The 16,963-nt window shown below is 53.6% G+C and carries 30 protein-coding genes and 1 tRNA gene; 14 read left to right on the top strand and 17 right to left on the bottom strand.

The genetic code is table 11. From position 1 onward, the window contains the following. Nucleotides 1-108: 108 nt before the first annotated feature. The 13 genes from AC0XWG_RS02560 to AC0XWG_RS02620 form a co-directional block, all read right to left on the bottom strand. Nucleotides 109-447, bottom strand: a complete 339-nt coding sequence (locus AC0XWG_RS02560) for a hypothetical protein (protein ID WP_280021500.1) — start codon at nucleotides 445-447, stop codon at nucleotides 109-111. Further along, entirely contained in the window at nucleotides 440-724 is a 285-nt protein-coding gene (locus AC0XWG_RS02565; protein WP_165472959.1) for a DUF4752 family protein, read from the bottom strand. Before AC0XWG_RS02565 ends, AC0XWG_RS02560 begins: the two co-directional genes overlap by 8 nt. Next, the gene (locus tag AC0XWG_RS02570) at nucleotides 724-1,872 is read right to left on the bottom strand and encodes a hypothetical protein (protein WP_475680350.1); all 1,149 of its coding nucleotides are present in this window, start codon (nucleotides 1,870-1,872) and stop codon (nucleotides 724-726) included. Before AC0XWG_RS02570 ends, AC0XWG_RS02565 begins: the two co-directional genes overlap by 1 nt. Further along, a complete protein-coding gene (locus AC0XWG_RS02575; protein WP_475680351.1) occupies nucleotides 1,869-2,141 on the bottom strand; it encodes a hypothetical protein in 273 nt (90 codons plus the stop codon). Before AC0XWG_RS02575 ends, AC0XWG_RS02570 begins: the two co-directional genes overlap by 4 nt. 2 nt (nucleotides 2,142-2,143) lie before the next feature. After that, nucleotides 2,144-2,530: an ead/Ea22-like family protein gene (locus AC0XWG_RS02580; RefSeq protein WP_447604385.1), complete on the bottom strand. Its 387-nt coding sequence runs from the start codon at nucleotides 2,528-2,530 to the stop codon at nucleotides 2,144-2,146. After that, nucleotides 2,527-3,096, bottom strand: coding sequence for a hypothetical protein (locus tag AC0XWG_RS02585; RefSeq protein ID WP_475680352.1), 570 nt, complete (start codon nucleotides 3,094-3,096; stop codon nucleotides 2,527-2,529). The genes AC0XWG_RS02580 and AC0XWG_RS02585 overlap by 4 nt, the downstream gene beginning before the upstream one ends. Then, nucleotides 3,093-3,383 (bottom strand): DUF4406 domain-containing protein, encoded by a 291-nt coding sequence (locus AC0XWG_RS02590; protein WP_047063808.1) that lies wholly within the window; start codon nucleotides 3,381-3,383, stop codon nucleotides 3,093-3,095. The genes AC0XWG_RS02585 and AC0XWG_RS02590 overlap by 4 nt, the downstream gene beginning before the upstream one ends. Beyond that, the gene (locus tag AC0XWG_RS02595) at nucleotides 3,383-4,780 is read right to left on the bottom strand and encodes a DnaB-like helicase C-terminal domain-containing protein (protein ID WP_047063806.1); all 1,398 of its coding nucleotides are present in this window, start codon (nucleotides 4,778-4,780) and stop codon (nucleotides 3,383-3,385) included. The genes AC0XWG_RS02590 and AC0XWG_RS02595 overlap by 1 nt, the downstream gene beginning before the upstream one ends. Beyond that, on the bottom strand, nucleotides 4,777-5,601 hold the full coding sequence (locus tag AC0XWG_RS02600; protein WP_289441680.1) for a replication protein: 825 nt from the start codon (nucleotides 5,599-5,601) through the stop codon (nucleotides 4,777-4,779). Before AC0XWG_RS02600 ends, AC0XWG_RS02595 begins: the two co-directional genes overlap by 4 nt. Next, nucleotides 5,588-5,752, bottom strand: coding sequence for a hypothetical protein (locus AC0XWG_RS02605; RefSeq protein WP_047634001.1), 165 nt, complete (start codon nucleotides 5,750-5,752; stop codon nucleotides 5,588-5,590). Before AC0XWG_RS02605 ends, AC0XWG_RS02600 begins: the two co-directional genes overlap by 14 nt. A gap of 78 nt (nucleotides 5,753-5,830) precedes the next feature. After that, the gene (locus AC0XWG_RS02610) at nucleotides 5,831-5,983 is read right to left on the bottom strand and encodes a hypothetical protein (RefSeq protein ID WP_000278093.1); all 153 of its coding nucleotides are present in this window, start codon (nucleotides 5,981-5,983) and stop codon (nucleotides 5,831-5,833) included. A gap of 104 nt (nucleotides 5,984-6,087) precedes the next feature. Then, a complete protein-coding gene (locus AC0XWG_RS02615; RefSeq protein ID WP_000426372.1) occupies nucleotides 6,088-6,408 on the bottom strand; it encodes a CII family transcriptional regulator in 321 nt (106 codons plus the stop codon). Nucleotides 6,409-6,443: 35 nt separating this feature from the next. Next, the gene (locus AC0XWG_RS02620) at nucleotides 6,444-6,674 is read right to left on the bottom strand and encodes a transcriptional regulator (protein WP_047634006.1); all 231 of its coding nucleotides are present in this window, start codon (nucleotides 6,672-6,674) and stop codon (nucleotides 6,444-6,446) included. A gap of 107 nt (nucleotides 6,675-6,781) precedes the next feature. Here AC0XWG_RS02620 and AC0XWG_RS02625 point away from each other — a divergent pair, with 107 nt between their 5' ends. Then, a complete protein-coding gene (locus AC0XWG_RS02625; RefSeq protein WP_047635047.1) occupies nucleotides 6,782-7,477 on the top strand; it encodes an XRE family transcriptional regulator in 696 nt (231 codons plus the stop codon). A gap of 37 nt (nucleotides 7,478-7,514) precedes the next feature. On the opposite strand, the gene AC0XWG_RS02630 is transcribed toward AC0XWG_RS02625, so the two are convergent. Then, nucleotides 7,515-7,712 (bottom strand): hypothetical protein, encoded by a 198-nt coding sequence (locus AC0XWG_RS02630; protein ID WP_047634008.1) that lies wholly within the window; start codon nucleotides 7,710-7,712, stop codon nucleotides 7,515-7,517. Nucleotides 7,713-7,931: 219 nt separating this feature from the next. Between AC0XWG_RS02630 and AC0XWG_RS02635 the strand changes: the two genes are divergently transcribed. The 13 genes from AC0XWG_RS02635 to AC0XWG_RS02695 all read left to right on the top strand — a co-directional run bounded on the left by AC0XWG_RS02635 (nucleotide 7,932) and on the right by AC0XWG_RS02695 (nucleotide 14,134). Continuing rightward, nucleotides 7,932-8,132, top strand: a complete 201-nt coding sequence (locus tag AC0XWG_RS02635) for a hypothetical protein (protein WP_080298635.1) — start codon at nucleotides 7,932-7,934, stop codon at nucleotides 8,130-8,132. After that, on the top strand, nucleotides 8,132-8,329 hold the full coding sequence (locus AC0XWG_RS02640) for a DUF1482 family protein (RefSeq protein WP_000501155.1): 198 nt from the start codon (nucleotides 8,132-8,134) through the stop codon (nucleotides 8,327-8,329). The genes AC0XWG_RS02635 and AC0XWG_RS02640 overlap by 1 nt, the downstream gene beginning before the upstream one ends. A 10-nt stretch (nucleotides 8,330-8,339) precedes the next feature. Then, a complete protein-coding gene (locus tag AC0XWG_RS02645) occupies nucleotides 8,340-8,612 on the top strand; it encodes a hypothetical protein (protein WP_289423657.1) in 273 nt (90 codons plus the stop codon). A gap of 82 nt (nucleotides 8,613-8,694) precedes the next feature. Then, complete coding sequence (locus tag AC0XWG_RS02650; RefSeq protein WP_475680353.1) at nucleotides 8,695-9,150, top strand: hypothetical protein; 456 nt, start codon at nucleotides 8,695-8,697, stop codon at nucleotides 9,148-9,150. 53 nt (nucleotides 9,151-9,203) lie between these two features. Beyond that, nucleotides 9,204-9,368 carry a hypothetical protein gene (locus AC0XWG_RS02655; RefSeq protein WP_215757732.1) on the top strand — a complete coding sequence of 55 codons (165 nt, stop codon included), beginning with the start codon at nucleotides 9,204-9,206 and terminating at the stop codon, nucleotides 9,366-9,368. Continuing rightward, nucleotides 9,352-10,023: an exodeoxyribonuclease X gene (gene exoX, locus AC0XWG_RS02660; RefSeq protein ID WP_368789953.1), complete on the top strand. Its 672-nt coding sequence runs from the start codon at nucleotides 9,352-9,354 to the stop codon at nucleotides 10,021-10,023. Before AC0XWG_RS02655 ends, exoX begins: the two co-directional genes overlap by 17 nt. Continuing rightward, the gene (locus AC0XWG_RS02665; RefSeq protein WP_000537165.1) at nucleotides 10,023-10,691 is read left to right on the top strand and encodes a DEAD/DEAH box helicase family protein; all 669 of its coding nucleotides are present in this window, start codon (nucleotides 10,023-10,025) and stop codon (nucleotides 10,689-10,691) included. The genes exoX and AC0XWG_RS02665 overlap by 1 nt, the downstream gene beginning before the upstream one ends. 16 nt (nucleotides 10,692-10,707) lie before the next feature. Continuing rightward, complete coding sequence (locus tag AC0XWG_RS02670) at nucleotides 10,708-11,439, top strand: single stranded DNA-binding domain-containing protein (protein WP_407197958.1); 732 nt, start codon at nucleotides 10,708-10,710, stop codon at nucleotides 11,437-11,439. Continuing rightward, nucleotides 11,436-11,594: a DUF1317 family protein gene (locus AC0XWG_RS02675; protein ID WP_072778530.1), complete on the top strand. Its 159-nt coding sequence runs from the start codon at nucleotides 11,436-11,438 to the stop codon at nucleotides 11,592-11,594. The genes AC0XWG_RS02670 and AC0XWG_RS02675 overlap by 4 nt, the downstream gene beginning before the upstream one ends. Continuing rightward, a complete protein-coding gene (locus tag AC0XWG_RS02680; protein ID WP_475680354.1) occupies nucleotides 11,591-12,463 on the top strand; it encodes a DNA adenine methylase in 873 nt (290 codons plus the stop codon). Before AC0XWG_RS02675 ends, AC0XWG_RS02680 begins: the two co-directional genes overlap by 4 nt. A gap of 2 nt (nucleotides 12,464-12,465) precedes the next feature. Then, nucleotides 12,466-12,705 carry a DUF4060 family protein gene (locus AC0XWG_RS02685; protein WP_029139424.1) on the top strand — a complete coding sequence of 80 codons (240 nt, stop codon included), beginning with the start codon at nucleotides 12,466-12,468 and terminating at the stop codon, nucleotides 12,703-12,705. A gap of 41 nt (nucleotides 12,706-12,746) precedes the next feature. Continuing rightward, nucleotides 12,747-13,094 carry a helix-turn-helix domain-containing protein gene (locus AC0XWG_RS02690; RefSeq protein WP_072025390.1) on the top strand — a complete coding sequence of 116 codons (348 nt, stop codon included), beginning with the start codon at nucleotides 12,747-12,749 and terminating at the stop codon, nucleotides 13,092-13,094. Beyond that, a complete protein-coding gene (locus AC0XWG_RS02695) occupies nucleotides 12,977-14,134 on the top strand; it encodes a site-specific integrase (protein ID WP_229218311.1) in 1,158 nt (385 codons plus the stop codon). The genes AC0XWG_RS02690 and AC0XWG_RS02695 overlap by 118 nt, the downstream gene beginning before the upstream one ends. Before the next feature lie 14 nt (nucleotides 14,135-14,148). Here the strand turns inward: AC0XWG_RS02695 and AC0XWG_RS02700 are convergent. The 3 genes from AC0XWG_RS02700 to proB all read right to left on the bottom strand — a co-directional run bounded on the left by AC0XWG_RS02700 (nucleotide 14,149) and on the right by proB (nucleotide 16,704). Then, a tRNA-Thr gene (locus AC0XWG_RS02700) sits at nucleotides 14,149-14,224 on the bottom strand. A 111-nt stretch (nucleotides 14,225-14,335) separates the two neighbouring features. Next, complete coding sequence (gene proA, locus AC0XWG_RS02705) at nucleotides 14,336-15,589, bottom strand: glutamate-5-semialdehyde dehydrogenase (RefSeq protein ID WP_128348687.1); 1,254 nt, start codon at nucleotides 15,587-15,589, stop codon at nucleotides 14,336-14,338. An 11-nt stretch (nucleotides 15,590-15,600) separates the two neighbouring features. Next, nucleotides 15,601-16,704 carry a glutamate 5-kinase gene (proB, locus tag AC0XWG_RS02710; RefSeq protein ID WP_008501877.1) on the bottom strand — a complete coding sequence of 368 codons (1,104 nt, stop codon included), beginning with the start codon at nucleotides 16,702-16,704 and terminating at the stop codon, nucleotides 15,601-15,603. Between the last annotated feature and the right edge of the window lie 259 nt (nucleotides 16,705-16,963).

Genomic DNA, 16,963 nt, shown 5'->3' on the forward strand with positions numbered 1-16,963 from the left:
TTCAGGCTGGCAGGGATATTATGGCTGGGCATTGTGGCAAAAGCAATTTAACGCCGACAAAAAAAGCCTCCGAAGAGGCTTGTATGTCATTGATTACATTGTGACATGTCACACCGCTAATTTGGTTTCATGCCAGCCGCGCGTAACCCAGCATTGCGAATCACCGTCGCAAGGACACGACTCAACCGGCAGCGCATCGCCACATTTCCCGCAACGGTTCGCACTGATGGCTTTGATGCGTCCGCGCACCCGGGCATCATCCTGGCGGATCAGCATCGCGACGTACTCGCTCATTTCATACGGCGCTCGCCCCGGGCGGCGTGATGCACAATTGCGCTCCAGCATCTCCAGTTCCTGCGTATCAAGTATGAGCTCAAATTTACGCCCACCAGCAGCAGCTTGCCGGGCACGCTGGGCGGCTTTGCGTTCGGCGGCGGTTTTAGCCATTATCCGGCCCCTTTGGCTTGTGGATGCGAATAGTCATACCGCTTTCAGTGGTGACCACAATGGCATTCCCCGGCTGGATATCCCCAAGGTTAAACGCCTCGTAAAAGGAATCCAAAGCCAGCAATTTCTCATCCTTACGATTCCACCACCGCCAGCCTTTACGAAGTGCTACGCCGAAAATCCATTGCCCAGCCTTGTAAGCCATAAAAAACCAGATGAGCACTACCTGGAAGAGAACAATCCAGTCAATAATCGTGTATTTCGCGAAAGTGTCCATCACTCCACCTCCAGTTTCGGCGCAGCAGCAATCATCGCTGCCCAACATAATTTAGCCCGATGCGCCGCCTGTCGGCACCCACTCATAGCCTGGTACTCCTCCCATGCAGCCGGATCGCTGAAGTCCTCATCCGGTTCGGACTCGAAGCCGTAAACGATCATGTCTTCTGTAGGCTCAACCGGCACCATCACCCAACCATCCGGAATCACCGGAGAGTTGCCATCAGCTAACTTCCTGTTCAGCTCCAGCGCCACCATAGCGATGGTCGATGTTGTTGGCGAATGCATGTGAGGATTGCTTGCTACAGCCTCCAGCCAAACTACATCGTTAAAGCGATCGAAGTCGAAATCATCTGGCAACTTGCAAGCCGTCGTTACAGGTTCAACCATATTGTTGGAGTCACCGGAATGGTCAACCATAGCGAGCTTATCCTCGGTATGGTTGGTTATCGCTTCCTGAAAGCGTTCAAGCTCCACGTACTCCTGACATAACCAACCGCCATCAATGAAATCGCGAGCTTCAACAGCGTCGAAAGTGAATGATGTTTCGCCGCCAGTTGGTGAGGTTAAGCCGTACAGGTCTGCTACCGGCTTAAATTGCGTGACTGGTATGGTACCTTCATTGGTGAGGGTACCATCTGCACCCTGAAGCATGGCTGCCCGGCACTCATCAACAGCCTGACACAGCTTGGCGCGGTGATGTCCAGCCATAGTTCCTTTGTTCCAGTCATGCCCCATTGTCATGCCGTAAGCATGGTGGAGAAGGCGCTTGAAACACTCAGGCACAGATATCGGCGCTGGCGGCGCGGCATAAAGCGCCTGACAACTCCACCCAGACCAGTGAACTCCTTCAGCTCTCTCATCATCTTCAGGCCTAACGAGAGATACTTCGCTTGGATGTTTCCTGTGTGACCACAGCCAGGCTACGGGTTCGGCATTTGCTGGCGCTGGCGGGGCAGTGTATAGCGGAACGGCATCTTCATGAAAAGATGGGTGGTACCCACACGGACCTTTCTTGAACGTACCAACAGCCTCCGCTTCGAGCGATGCCAGCGCGATACGCGCCAGCTCCCTTTCTTCTGATGCAGTTGGCTCAGGACCGTTGCCGAGGAAAATTTGTTGTGCGCGTTCTTTGGTAATAGTGCTCATGGGCGAATCTCCGTTCTTCCGCCAAGTAAGCGAATTGCCACTCTTTCCCGCAAGGTAAGCGGTCGATGGTGTCCGCGGGCATTAACAATTTCAGGCTTGCCATTAGGCGGATAATTGACCCTGACCGATTGACCATCCAGCGCGTGAGAGGCTTCTAGCAATGCTGACTTTAAGTGCGCAGGGCACTCTTTCCGCACCTTTTCACCGTCTGAAATTACACCTGCAATGCCCTGAAGCATGCTGGCTAAATTGCTGAGATAATTTTTCATGCTCACTCTCCTTTTCCGGCTGCGGCGGTCATCTTGATGCCATGCTTGGATAGCTCTTGGTTTACAGAATCAATATGGCAATAAGCACCACTTTTGAACGGAGAGCCTTGCTTGAAGTCGAAGAACGAATATGGCGGCAGATTGATTTCACGTGCCTCCAGCTCAGCAATCCTCTTGTCTTTGGCTTCCAGCTCATCCAGCAGCGCCAGCACGGTAGTGGGGTTTGCTGCGGAGTTCAGCGCGTTCAAGGCAGTGATATCTGCATCAAGCTGAGTTCCTTCTGCCAGTGAGATATCGAAAATGTCATCAGGCGGCATAACACTAAGGCGCTCATGTGCGCCAACTGCTGCCGCTGCGATTTCACGCAGCGCCTGTTTGTTGATGGTCATTGGGCTGTCTCCTGGTGAAGCTGGGCGGCGCGAATTGCTTTCCACTGCGACCACATTCCGTTGTAATCACGGCCTGATAGAGTCGAATTTCGGTAGCCATCATCAGTGCGCAAACCTTCTAGCGTGGTCTTAGAGATGAATATCTTCTCCATTACCCATTCTTCGAATAAATCACGCTCAGTGGCTTCATCTGGAATAGCACTTTCCCGCACTTCGGCCAGGAAAGCGTCGGTGGCCGGGGTGTTGATTTCTGGCTTGGCATATACCGGCCAGCAATCAGTACCGTCGGAATTCTTGTGGCCAGCATCATCGTGAACATCAAGATACTCACCGCACGGGAGAGGGTCTTCCCAAGTTGGCGGGATAGCGTGCCAGGATAGATAGGCTTGAGGCTTGTCAAACGCAGCCTTCAGCCCCGCATTCTCCGCAGCCAGCGCATTACTGCGAGATAGTTGCACATCCAGCTGTGTCGCCAGTTCGCGCACCAGCGCGGCAGACTCAGCGCAATGCAGATCTTTCGCCAGCGCATGCCCGGCAGCTACGAGTTCTTTGGTTTTGTTGGTCATGCCGCGTTCTCCTGATGAATGATTTCCAGATCCAGCTTTTGAGCCAGAGCGTGTTCCGCTTTTGCGCCTGCGGAGTTCTGCCAGCCGGACAGCAGGAAAATACCGTCAGCGCAGCGGAGCATTGCGAGACAAATATCCATGTACTCTGGCTGGCTCAGGCCATCGGGAAGCGTCGCGGGGTTTAACACCACATGGCCTTCCGAAGCCAGGCGCATAGCCTCAAAATGGAACGCAGGGCGGTTATATTTCGGGATGCCGGTCATTGGCCCAGCAATGTAAATTTTCATCAAAATTCCCTCTTTTTGTTGGGCCTGGCATCATTCGCGCGGCGTTTCTGCTCAGCAGCAGCCTGGTCACAGTCGTAGATCGCACCGTTACGCTGGTCACAATAAACAACGCCAGTCGGGCCGTGGCGGTTCAGGCGCAACAGCAATTCGGTAGCCGCCTGATCTGCGTTTTCGTCGTATGCGCCTTCGCGGTAAATGCCGATCCAGTAATCGCAATCCTGCTCAATCTGCCCGGTATCGCGGGAGTCACTCGGCATAGGACGTTTGTTGGTACGCTTCTCCAGATCGCGGTTCAGCTGGGTAAGCAGCACCACGATGCAGTTCAGTTCCTTCGCCAGGTTCTTCAGCCCCTTCGTGATAATCCCGTAGGCCAGATCGTTACGGTCAGCCTTGTCTGCGGTCATCAGGGTCAGGTAGTCCACCAGCACCATGCCGACAGCGCCGCGTTCGCGTTTAATGCGGCGTGACTCTGCGACGATGTGCGCCAGCGTGATCCCGGGCGTGTCGTCGACGTAAAGGTTTCCGGTCTGGGCCAGACGTCCACCAGCGGCAAAAGCCATTGCCACCTGCGCGTCGTCGTACCGATCGCCATAAAACACGTCGGTATTCACGCGACTGACCTGCCCGATCATGCGCTCCACAATCTGCTTATCCGGCATTTCGAGGCTAAACATCAGCGCGGGGAGCTGCTCAACTTCGGCACAGTTGACGGCCAGCTGGCTATACAGCGTGGTTTTACCCATCTTCGGACGTGCGCCGATCACCATCAGAGCGCCTTTAACCAGTCCTTTCGGTTGCAGCAGGTCATCCAGCGAGCCAATCCCCGTCGACAGTCCACGCGTTGCGTCTGAGTCGCTCCAGCGCGCTTCCACCTCGTCCACCCAGTCGCCCATCACTTCCGAAAACTCGCGGAGCCCCCGGCGGTTACCGGTTTTCGCGTAGTCAGCGATATCAGTGAACAGGGTCTGAATAGCGTCAAACTTCTGGCTGGTGGTCATCCCGTTGCGGGAATACAGCAGCTCGGTGGCGCTGTTCAGCTTGTCAATGCCGTAACGCTCCATGGCTTTCTCGCGCACCAGCATGGCGTAGTGAACGATGTTCGCCGCGCTGGGAGTGTTTTTGGATATCTCGGCCATGTAAGCGAAGCCACCAGCCTGCTCGCCAAGCCCTTTAGATTCCAGCGACTCAATCAGGGTGATCAGGTCGATAGGCTTCTGGTTGGCTGCCAGCTCCCGCATCTCGGCGAAAATCACCTGGTGGGGGCGGATGTAGAACGATTCTGGTTTGAGCATCGACATGGCGGTCTGGCAGCGATCGCTACCGCTATCCAGCATCATGCCGCCCAGCACACTTTGTTCGGCTTCGATGTTCTGCGGGATCATGTTCATGTCGGTCATAGCGCTTTCTCCCTGGTTTTCAGCAGGGTGTCAGAGCGCAACAGATAATCGAAACTGGCGCGCCAGCCTCTGTCGTTCTCACCGAAGTAAAACTTTGGTGCTCGCTCAGCGAAAGCGGCGAAGTAATTCTCCACCGCCTCGACGGTTGGCTCTTTCAGTTCGGTCAGCAGGCGTTTGATAGCACGGCGACGTTTGTCGTTTAGTGCCTCTGCCTGGGGAAGGCGGTCTCCCAGGGTGGTGTTGTATGCAGACAGCACCGCCTGGTAGTCGATCTGAGTTTTCTTTGTGACAGGTTTTTCTTCCTGCCCGACACACTCCCCCTCTGGGGGTTGGGGGGTATTTATATTGTCTTTGGTAAGACTGTTTAGGGTGTCGGGTGATTTCGCCCAATTCAAAACCTCTTTTCGCCCAACGTTTTGGGTAGTTCCGCCCAACCTTTTGGGTGATTTTTTTGGTGTCTTATTGAGAACCCATTTATCAATGCTTACGTTAACGCTTACCAGCTTGAACCCACCCACTTTACGCAGATTAATAATCCGGCGTTCTGCCAGAACATTCAGGGCAGCCGCTACATCCGAATCATCCAGGCCAGTCACATCAGCCAGATATGTATTTGTTACCTTGTCCTCTGACTTATTCCAGCCAAAGGTGCAGTAGATAACGGCATCCAGAACCTGATGTTCTCGGCCTGCAAGTTTCAGTTTTGGCTTAAGCTTCCCGATGCTGGTAGCAATACGCATGTACCCGTCATCAAGACTTGCCACTTTACTCTCCAATACCTCACGCTGAGGCAGGTAGTCTGCTAACTTAACGACGCCCATTTTTCACTCCCGATGAAGCCAGAGCCAGACGGATCACGCCCACCAGACGTTCGGCGAACGCCCTGTTTTTTGACGCGGCAACCACCAGCCCATCAGGGGAATCCTGAAGGCGTCGCTCCTCATTTTCCTGGTACTTTTTGCGCTTTGGCATTAGAATTGACCTCGCAATTTACTCACGTTTGTTGCACCTGAGAGCCGCATGTGTTCACGCACTGCGGCTTTCGCCTTTTCAGAACAGGCCCGGCTGGGCGTTCCGTTTAACTTTTCGCTTCTCAAAGCGGTCAGCGGGTAACTGCTGCTTCTCCGCCCACAGCTTTGCGTGCCGCAAAACATCATCAAAAATCTTCCCCTTTCTGCTTGCCTGGCTCATGCGCTTGTACATGTCGATAGCCTGGAATGCCCCCCCTGAGCCACTCCCAGAGAGAAACCGAGCTTTAGCAGTTCTTCACGCACATGCTTTTCTATGAATTCGATATGGTTCATGGCTTAATCCCACCCCAGCGGCCCCGGCCTGGCTCGTTCGGCTTTCAGCCCGATATCGGCGAGCGTTTCGACTGAGGCCAGATATTCACGCGATACCAGCACCGCTTCCGGTGGCGCAGCCTGAATCCCAAGGAATGCCAGTTCTTTCGCCATGGTGCTGAAATGCCCTTCGGCTTTACGCCTGCTGGCTGTCGACTCGCTGATGCCCATATGCTCGGCGTAAGACTTCTGGCCCACTGATGCAAGCCGGTTGAGCAGGACGCTTTCTATCTCAACCGGATTGATAACTGGCGGGTCTAACTTTCGTGCGATTGCGTTCTCCATTGGTGATAATTCCTCTATGAGTTGAGCTAACACGGTTAATTAGCGTGATTAGGGTGAGGGAATAAATCAGGAAGATCAGGGCGAATTTCGTAGGCCTGAACCTCCCCGTTAGTGGCTCTCTCAATGCGGATTGCATTGCTTGCTGAGGCTTTTTTCTTTCCATGTAGCCATGCCCAAACAGTGGGCTGACGAACACCACATGCCTCAGCTAACTTTTGCTGGCTGCCCACAATTCCGATTGCAGAGCTGATTGCTTTGTTAACCATAAATAACTCCAGAATTGGTTAGTGAGATGATAATAGCCAAAGCTATTCAAACTGTAAATACCTTTAGCTATTTGACTAACAATAGCCGTGGCTATAATTTTATGAATATGAAAAAAGAGACTTTCGCGGACAGGCTCAATCGAGCCATGAAAGATGCAGGGCACAGTCAGGCTTCCCTCGGGGAGGCTGTGGGCATGTCTCAACCCAGCGTATGGAAATTAGCTACAGGTAGAACGCAAAACACCAGAAAGTTATATGAGATTTCAAAAGCACTAGGGGTCCGCCCCGAATGGCTTGCCGATGGGGTTGAACCTATGCGCTACGATGGACAATTGCCCGCAGAACGTGAAGCAAAATCTAACTCATCTAGCTATCGGCTGGAGGTTCTTGACGTTTCTGTTAGCGCGGGGCCTGGAGTGATTAACAATGAGTTCGTTGAGGTATTACGTTCGGTTGAGTACTCGCCAGACGATGCCAAGAGAATGTTTAACGGCAGGAAAGCAGAACAGATACGAATAATAAATGTCAGCGGTGACAGTATGTCAGGGACAATCGAGCCTGGTGATCTGCTGTTTGTTGATATCAGCATTCGCAGTTTTGATGGCGATGGTATTTACGCATTTCTCTATGACGAAACAGCGCATGTTAAGCGGCTCCAGAAAATGAAAGATAAGCTTATTGTCATTTCTGACAACAAGATCTACCCAGCCTGGGAACCAATAGAGCGCGATGAAATGAACCGAGTTTTTATCTTCGGTAAGGTGATTGGTAGCATGCCTCAGACTTATCGAAAACATGGCTAAATGAGCCCATTTGTTAATCCGGCCAAAAGGCCGGGTTTTAAACCCCCTTTCTTACTATCTCAGCCGCATCCCTGTTAACGCCCTTTCCAATCACATTCCCAGTCTCTCGCCTCGTTCGTTCGAGTTGTTCGACAAGATTTTCTTTGTTGATAGGGACGCCATAAGTAATCAAGTTCACCACAGCCAAACCAATGGCGCTCGAAATCATGCCTGCGCGTTCTTCATCGAATTCCATAACCCCCTCCATTAGCTGATTTTTTAATCATATCACGCAAGTTATTTAAAATAAATTTCTTTAGTTATCATAAAAATAACAACCGAATGCAATAAATTATATCTTTAGCTATTTACAGTTAAAATACCCAAAGCTATTATCCACTCATCCAAACAACGCATTCAAACGCGAATGCCCGGGTAAAAGTTCTGGCAGCCGGGAAGACGGCAAGGGGATGAGATGAAAATTAACCACGCAGTACCAAACAACGGTCGTGCAGTCGTCATGCGCAACAGTCGCACCGGCGCAGCATGGCAGGTTTCCTACGACTACCGCGACGGCACCTACTGGCACGAGCCGCAGGGCAATCTGCGCCACATTCGCCGCCCTTATGCCTCACGCACCATCGAACCAAATCTTGTGCCTGCGGGGACTCACTGATGGGAGCCCTGTACGCATTAGTGCTGACCATCACCATGACGAACGGTGATTACCAGGATGCTGTCGTCGGTATTTTCGACAATCAGCAGCAATGTGAAGCGGCAGCGAGTGAGCAAATGGGCGTCACTAACTGCTATCCAGTCGAAGGCATCATTCACGCTGACGAAACGCCAGCAGGTTATGACGCGAAATTTTGAGGGATAAGGGATGTGCAACTGCATTAATGAGGTCGGTGCTCAGATCGAAGCGCGACTGAAAGAGAAGGTTCCGGAAGGTGCTGAAGTAAGCGAAAGCACTTTTGATACCGGCTGGGATAATCAGGTTCTTTCTCTTTCCGAAGGCAAACTGTTTGTGATGCTGAAATACAAACTGGCGTACCGGGCCAAAAAGAAAAACGGCGAAATGGCTAAAAACCTGAACCGCCTGGAAACCAACGTGAAAATGAGTTTCTGCCCGTTCTGCGGCGAAGCGCAGGGCTAAAACCACCAGCAAAACCGAATTTAACCGAACGGTCGGCTATTAAAGCGACAGGATTGTTACACCCAAAATTTAAGGATCAGCAATGTTCGACTTAATTAAGCACCTCGTTAAAAACGATATTCAGCACACTGTTTCCGATAACGGGAATATCACCGTCACCCACAATCTGGATCTGGAAGATGTTAGCGGCGTCGACGCCTTGCCGGACAATCTGACCGTGGGCGGCTGGCTCGACCTGCGCGGCACCAGCATCACCGCTCTGCCGGACAATCTGACCGTGGACGGCTCGCTCTACCTGCGCCCGGAGAAGATCACGAACGTTTCTTACCGTGAAAACTGCGGTTACTACAGCCGTACCATCTTCGCTGTGTGGACCGGAAAAGAGTTTCGGATCGCTGCGGGTTGCTTCTTCGGCTCCATCGAGCAGTTCGAACAGGCAGTAGATGACAAGTATGACGGCAACGCAGCCGAAGCATACAAAAAGGCCGGGCGTGATCGTGTGGCTGAACTGACAGAAAAGCTCAATCCGAAAGACTGAATTGATTCCGGCAGCCTCCACGGTGCCGGGCTTCCAGAACAGGAGAAAAAGCGATGCGATCCGAAAACCAACAGCAAGCCATGAACCTTATCGCGTTGCTGTGCCTGATGTACCACTTATCGCCAGCTGACCTTGAGGCCATCGCCCACCAGCTCGCGCACTTCGATGCAGTTTGTGATTACAGAACACAGGGGATTAACAATGTTGCGTGTCATTGATACCGAAACGACTGGGCTGGAAGGCGGCCCGGAAACCGTGGTGGAAATTGCCAGCGTCGATATCGTCGACGGGGTGATCTGCAACCCAATGAGCGACCTCGTTAAGCCAGGCGTGGCGATCGGTTTTGAGGCCATGGCTATTCACCATATCACCGAAGATATGGTGGAAGGCGCGCCGCTGCTCAGTGAAGTAATTGGCCGCTATATGGGCGCTGACGCATATGTCGCCCACAACGCAAAGTTCGATAAAGCCAAACTTCCTGCAATGAACGCCCCGTGGATCTGTACCGCTAAGCTGGCGCGTTCGCTCCTGCCGGATCACAAGAGCCACAGCAACCAGTACCTGCGTTACAGCCTCGGGCTGAAACCGGAAGTACCTGAAGGGCTTTACGCTCACCGCGCGCTGTATGACTGCTACGTCACCGCCGAATTGCTGCTTTATATGGGCCGCCTGGCGAAATGGACGATGGGCGAAATGCGGGCCATCTCTAATAACCCTTCCCTGCTGCACGCACTCCGCTTCGGTAAGCATAAAGGCGTCCCGTTCGCAGAGCTGGCAAAAACAGAACCGGGTTACCTGCGCTGGCTCGTTGCCAACAGCGACGACGAAGACGTGCTGTTTACGGCTGAACACTGGCTGAACGGGGGTAAATGATGGGTACTCCAGTGCTGATCCTCGGTGACTCTGGCGCAGGCAAGTCCTACAGCCTGCGCAACTTCAATCCGGACGATGTGATGCTGCTCCAGTGCATCCCCAAAATGCTGCCGTTCAAGTCTGCGGGCTGGAAACTTCACGGCAAGCTGCTGCCCGACGGAAGCAAGCAGCGCGGTAACGTTCTTCGATCGGATAACTGGGAAACGGTGCTGGACACCATCTATCGCATGGTGCAGTCGAAAACGCGCCGCGTCCTGATCATCGACGATTTCCAGGTGGTCATGCAGCACGAAAACATGAACCGCGCGTACCAGACCGGCTATGCCAAGTTCACCGAAATGGCAGATCACATCTGGCGAATCATCATGGCGGCCACCGAGTTGCCGGACGACTTCCGCGTCTATTTCCTGGCTCATACCGAAGAGACCGAGGGAAAGATCCGCATGAAGACCACCGGGAAGATGCTCAACGAAAAGCTGACGCCAGAGGGCTATTTCTCCATCGTGCTGCGCGCCATCAAGAAGGACGGCAAACACGTTTTTCTCATCAAAGGCGATGACAACGACACCGCCAAAGCACCGCCTGACCTGTTCCCTGATCAGACGGAAATGGACAACGACCTCCACGCCGTAGACGTGGCTATCACCGAATTTATGACCGAATTGTAACTTTGAGGATTTAACGATGAACCAACCAATGACTTTTATGTGGAACAACGAAACGGCTGAGATGGCGAAGAAAGCTGGCGCAACAGGCGGGATCAGCGAAACCGGCGCTTACGAGGGCGAAATCGTTTCTGCGGTGTACACCTTCGGGAAAGATGGCAGCCAGTCCCAGGCGCTCGAACTGAGCCTGGACTCGAACGGGGCAAAAGCAAATTACCTGCGCATTAACTTCCTCGGTAAAGACGGCCAGCAGACTTTCGGCATGGGGCTGGTATCAGCGCTGATGTGGGTAGCCCAGGTCAAACAGGCGCAACCTCAGCAGGTACAGGGTCAAAACGGCATCGAATGGCACTGCCCGGCACTGGTTGGAAAAAAGGTTGGTTTGTTCCTCCAGAAGGTGCTGTACACCAAAAACGATGGCGGCGACGGCTACAAGTTCGAAGTACGCCACGTTTTCCAGCCGGGAACGCGTAAGACCTACGCCGAACACGCTGAGAACGCCCCAGCAGAAGCGATCGCCGCGCTTGAACTGTCGATGAAGGACAAGGACGAACGTATGCACGGTGGCGCGCAGTTCTCTGGTCAGCGCAATACCCTACATGGCGGTAACCCTTATGCAAATCAGACTGGCGGCACACCACAGTCTCGCTTGCAGCAGAACAGCGGTCAGCCACCGGTAGACTTTGACGACGATATCCCATTTGCGCCGATCGGTCTTCCGTTCCCTTCTCACTCTATCTATGCGCTATGACACACGCACAGGACGAAATCAGGGTTGGCGCGGTGCGCCTTCCCTGGCTCAAAGAGAAAAACGGATGGTTGCTGCCGTGGGGTGATGTCGTTACCAACCCACTGAAGGCGCAACGACTGGCTGAAGAACTTAACGATAAGCAGGTGGCGGCATGAGTGATTGTGCTGAGATGTCGACTCAAGAGGCAGAAACAGCGCCACGTAGCTGGCAGCGCCCGTTCCTTAAATGGGCTGGCGGTAAATATTCGCTGCTGCCGGAGCTGGATCGCCTTATCCCCGCAGGTGAACGCCTTATTGAGCCTTTTGTGGGTGGCGGCTCGGTGTTCCTTAACTCAGACAAGCACGAACGCTTCCTTCTGGCTGACGTCAACGCTGACCTGATTAACCTGTATCAGATGCTGGCGGTGGTCCCCGACTCGGTGATCTATGAGGCAATGAAGGCATTCAGGCATCTGAATGATGCCGAAAACTACACGGTAATTCGTGAAGCATTCAACGCGCAGCAGCTGGATGCGGTCGAGCGCGCAGCAGCATTCCTTTACCTCAATCGGCACTGCTTCAACGGCCTGATCCGTTACAACCTGGACGGTTTTTTTAACGTCGGCTTTGGGAAATATAAAGCGCCATATTTCCCGGAAGAAGAGATCAAGGCATTTAAGCGGAAGGCTCACTCATGCGTATTCATGAATGCAGGTTTCAGGCGCACGCTCGCATTGGCTGGGGATGGTGACGTCATTTACTGCGATCCGCCTTATGAACCGCTGCCCGGCACCGCTGGTTTCACTAACTACGCGGCTGGTGGGTTCTCATGGGATAGCCAGGTAGAGCTTGCGGAAAGCTGTGTGGCAGCCCACCAGCGGGGGGCAAAAGTGGTAATCAGCAATTCTACCGCACCGCGCGTAATCGAACTTTACGAACAGCACGGCTTCACTCTGCACCGCGTAAGTGCTCGCCGGGCTATATCCAGCAAAGGCAGCACCCGAGAAACAGCGAGTGATGTTGTAGCCACTTTGGGAGTGCAGTGATGATGAAGCTGATTAATCGCAGTAAGCAATCACCTATTGGTCGCCGCGCTTGCGATGTTGCGCTGGCGGCGCACCACGCAAAATATGGCGATTACGGCAGGCAGAAACACCAGACAAATTACACCGTTGAGGTGGATGGCATGAAGGTCACCGTCGAAGTCGTCAACCGGGCCACCAGCTATGTCGCCACAGCAATGATCGGCGTTCGTAAACTTCGAAACCTGCCAGCACAGGCACACTGAATAACAATGACGGCCCCGGCTGGGGTCACTGGAGAACATCGATGGACGAAGAAGTATTTACCAGAGATGAGGCCGCCGCCTTCCTAAAAGTGGATAAAGGCACGATTGCCCAGTGGATAAAGTCCGGTCGCCTGGCTGCTACCCGAAAAAATCCACATAAGAAAAAAAGCCCATACCTGATCTGCAAAACAGACTGTATTGCGGCAGTGAAGAACCCGATCCACAATCAACCCGTGAATGCGGTTGATGTGCAGGAGGATAAAGCATGTCAATCAAACAACGTGCCGGTACGTGGCACTGCGACTTCGTTACGCCTAGTGGAAGTCGAATTAGACGGTCTCTTGGGACAACGGACAAAAGGCAAGCGCAGGAACTCTATGATCAGCTGAAAGCTGAAGCATGGCGAGTTGATAAGATGGGGGAGTTTAAGCCGCGAACGTTCGATGAAGCATGCGTTCGCTGGCTTAACGAAAAGCAGCACAAGAAAAGCCTGGACGATGACAAAAGCCGGATCGGATTCTGGAGGATGCACTTCAAAGGAATGGACCTGTCAGCAATCACGGAAGACAGGATCTTGTCGGCGGTGAGTTCGATGGTTAATCGCAAACATCGAATGAACTGGGAGGCTAAGCGGGACAGCCTGCTGCGAAGAGGTAAGCCGGTTCCTGAATTTAAGGATAAACCAGCGTCGCTGGCGACGAAGGCAACGCACCTTGCTTTCATCCGGGCGCTGTTACGATGCGCGGCCAACGAATGGCGATGGATAGCCAAAGCGCCGAACATCAAATGCCCGGTGCCGAAAAATAAGCGTATTCGCTGGCTAACCAAAGAGGAAGCGGCGAACCTGATCCGGGAGCTGCCCGAGCATATGAAACCAGTTGTTATTTTTGCACTGGCGACGGGGCTGCGCAGGTCGAACATCACAGATCTGGAGTGGTCGCAAATTGATATGCAGAGGAAGGTCGCATGGATTCATCCCGAGGACGCGAAAGCAGGAAGGGCGATTGGGGTCGCCCTGAACGAATCGGCCTGTAAGGTGCTGCGGGAGCAGCTGGGGAAACATAACCGGTGGGTCTTTGTTCACACTGAATCATCCGTTCGCCCGGATGGAACGAGAACAAAGGCGGTGCGCAAAATGCGGTCTGATGCTAACACGGCATGGCGCGCAGCGTTAAGGCGGGCGGGAATAGAAAATTTCCGTTTCCATGACCTGCGGCACACCTGGGCGAGCTGGCTTGTACAGTCCGGCGTGCCACTCAGTGCGCTACAGGAAATGGGCGGGTGGGAAAGCATCGAGATGGTACAGCGTTATGCCCATCTGGCACCGAATCACCTGACGCAGCATGCCATGCAAATCGACTCATTCCTGGCGGGGAATGGCACAAATATGGCACAAGGCGCTTTTGCTGAACTGGTGAATATCGCGTGAACCCGCGTGGTTAGTGGTGCCGATAATAGGAGTCGAACCTACGACCTTCGCATTACGAATGCGCTGCTCTACCAACTGAGCTATATCGGCCCTGAGAGGCCGGTTACGAGTGTAACCACGGGGCAAAAGGTTAGATCTATCCGGGTGATGCGTCAATGCCCTTTTGAATCAAACGGCTATTTTTGCATCACCCGTGATTATTTACGCACGAATCGTATCGTCACCAAAGCCGATCCACTTGTAAGTGGTCAGTGCTTCAAGGCCCATCGGGCCGCGCGCGTGCAATTTCTGCGTGCTGACAGCCACCTCTGCGCCCAGTCCAAACTGACCGCCATCAGTGAAGCGCGTCGAGGCATTAACATATACCGCAGAGGAATCCACTTCGTTCACGAAGCGATCGGCATTGCGCAAGGTGCGCGTCAGGATCGCGTCAGAATGCTGCGTACCGTGTTCACGAATGTGCGCAATCGCGTCGTCGAGATCGGCAACAATCTTCACATTCAGATCCAGAGACAGGAATTCATCGTCATACTGCTCCGCTTTTACTGGAACCGCAGTCGCCGGGCCATCTTTCAACAGCGCCAGAGCGCCGGCATCAGCGTGCAGCGTCACGCCGCTTTGCGCCATCTGTTTGCTCAGTGCTGGCAGGAAAGAATCTGCAATACCCTGATGCACCAGCAGCGTTTCCACGGTGTTACAGGTGCTTGGACGCTGGGTTTTCGCATTGACGATAATCTTCAGCGCCGGCTCAATCTCAGCACTGTCGTCAACGACGATATGGCACACGCCAATACCACCGGTAATTACTGGAATGGTCGACTGCTCGCGGCAGAGCTTGTGCAAACCCGCCCCCCCACGTGGGATCAGCATGTCGATGTATTTATCCATGCGCAGCATTTCGTTCACCAGCGCGCGGTCCGGGCTCTCGATAGCCTGGACGGCACCCGCCGGTAAACCACACTCTTCCAACGCCTGCTGAATAACGTTTACCGTCGCAGCATTGGTACGCCAGGTCTCTTTTCCGCCGCGCAGAATGGCGGCGTTGCCGGTCTTCAAACACAGGGAGGCGACATCAACGGTGACGTTTGGGCGAGCTTCATAAATCACGCCGATTACGCCAAGCGGCACACGGCGACGCTCAAGACGTAAACCGCTGTCGAGAAGGCCACCGTCAATCACCTGCCCAACCGGGTCGGCGAGATTGCAAACCTGACGGACATCATCAGCGATACCTTTCAGACGCGCCGGCGTCAGCGCCAGGCGGTCAAGCATGGCCTCGCTCAGACCGTTTACACGTGCCTCAGCCAGATCCTGTTCATTAGCTCGCAAAATCTCAGCGGATTGCGATTCCAGATAATCAGCGATTTTTTCCAGCACGCGATTTTTCTCGCGGCTGGAAAGGAGCGCCAGTTTGTAAGAGGCGGCTTTCGCAGCTGCGCCCATTTGTTCCAGCATGTTCTGGCTCCTTAACGAATAATCATGTCATCACGATGCACGGCAACCGGGCCATACTCATAGCCGAGGATGGCGTCGATCTGCTGCGAGTGGTGACCCGCAATGCGGCGTAAGGCATCGCTGTTATAGCGGCTTACGCCGTGGGCAATGTCGCGACCTTCGAGGTTACGGATGCGGATCACTTCACCACGGGAGAAGTTGCCTGTCACGCTTTTAATTCCTTTAGGAAGTAATGAACTCCCTCGTTCCAGAATCGCGGCAGTCGCCCCTTCATCAACGACGAGTTCGCCAGCAGGAGGCGCACCAAATATCCAGCGTTTACGGTTTTCCAGCGGGGATTCCTGCGCGTGGAAACGAGTACCGACGGAGATGCCTTCCATCACGTCGCCAATGACGCCAGGACGGCTGCCCGCCGCAATAATGGTGTCGATACCGGCGCGGCACGCTACATCAGCGGCCTGCAGCTTGGTACCCATGCCGCCGGTTCCCAGGCCAGACACGCTGTCGCCCGCGATGGCGCGAAGCGCATCGTCAATGCCGTGTACATCGGTAATCAGTTCGGCTTCAGGGTTAGAGCGCGGGTCGGCAGTAAACAGACCCTGCTGATCGGTCAGGAGCAGTAATTTATCGGCACCGGCCAGAATCGCGGCCAGCGCTGAGAGGTTGTCGTTGTCACCCACTTTGATTTCAGCGGTGGCAACGGCATCGTTTTCGTTAATGACGGGAACAATATTATTGTCCAGCAACGCACGCAGGGTATCGCGGGCGTTCAGGAAACGCTCCCTATCTTCCATATCCGCACGCGTCAGCAGCATCTGCCCGACGTGGATACCGTAGATAGAGAACAGCTGTTCCCAGAGTTGAATCAGTCGGCTTTGTCCCACGGCGGCCAGCAGCTGTTTGGAGGCGATCGTCGCGGGGAGTTCGGGGTAGCCAAGGTGTTCACGCCCGGCGGCAATCGCCCCGGAGGTTACAATCACAATACGATGCCCTGCGGCATGTAACTGAGCGCACTGACGTACAAGCTCAACAATGTGGGCGCGATTTAGGCGGCGCGATCCGCCTGTTAAAACACTGGTACCGAGTTTTACCACCAGCGTCTGGCTGTCACTCATGATTCTCTGCCGTTCAACGATAAGGGAAAGTAATGTCAAACGAACGTTTTAACAGGAGTCAGCCCCGTTGCCAACTGCCATAGCACATCACGAAACACTTTATTGCTCGGGATCAGGAAGCGTAGCGGCAAAGTTTGACAATTTTATTACTGAAATAATAAATCACAGTTTTTTAAAATTATTCTTAGTTTGTCATAAAAGTTTCACTCCAGAACGATAAAACCCTTCCTGTTTTTTCACGGGACTTAAGCATGAGCTT

It is taken from the genome of Enterobacter sp. DVT3837, assembly GCF_056238685.1.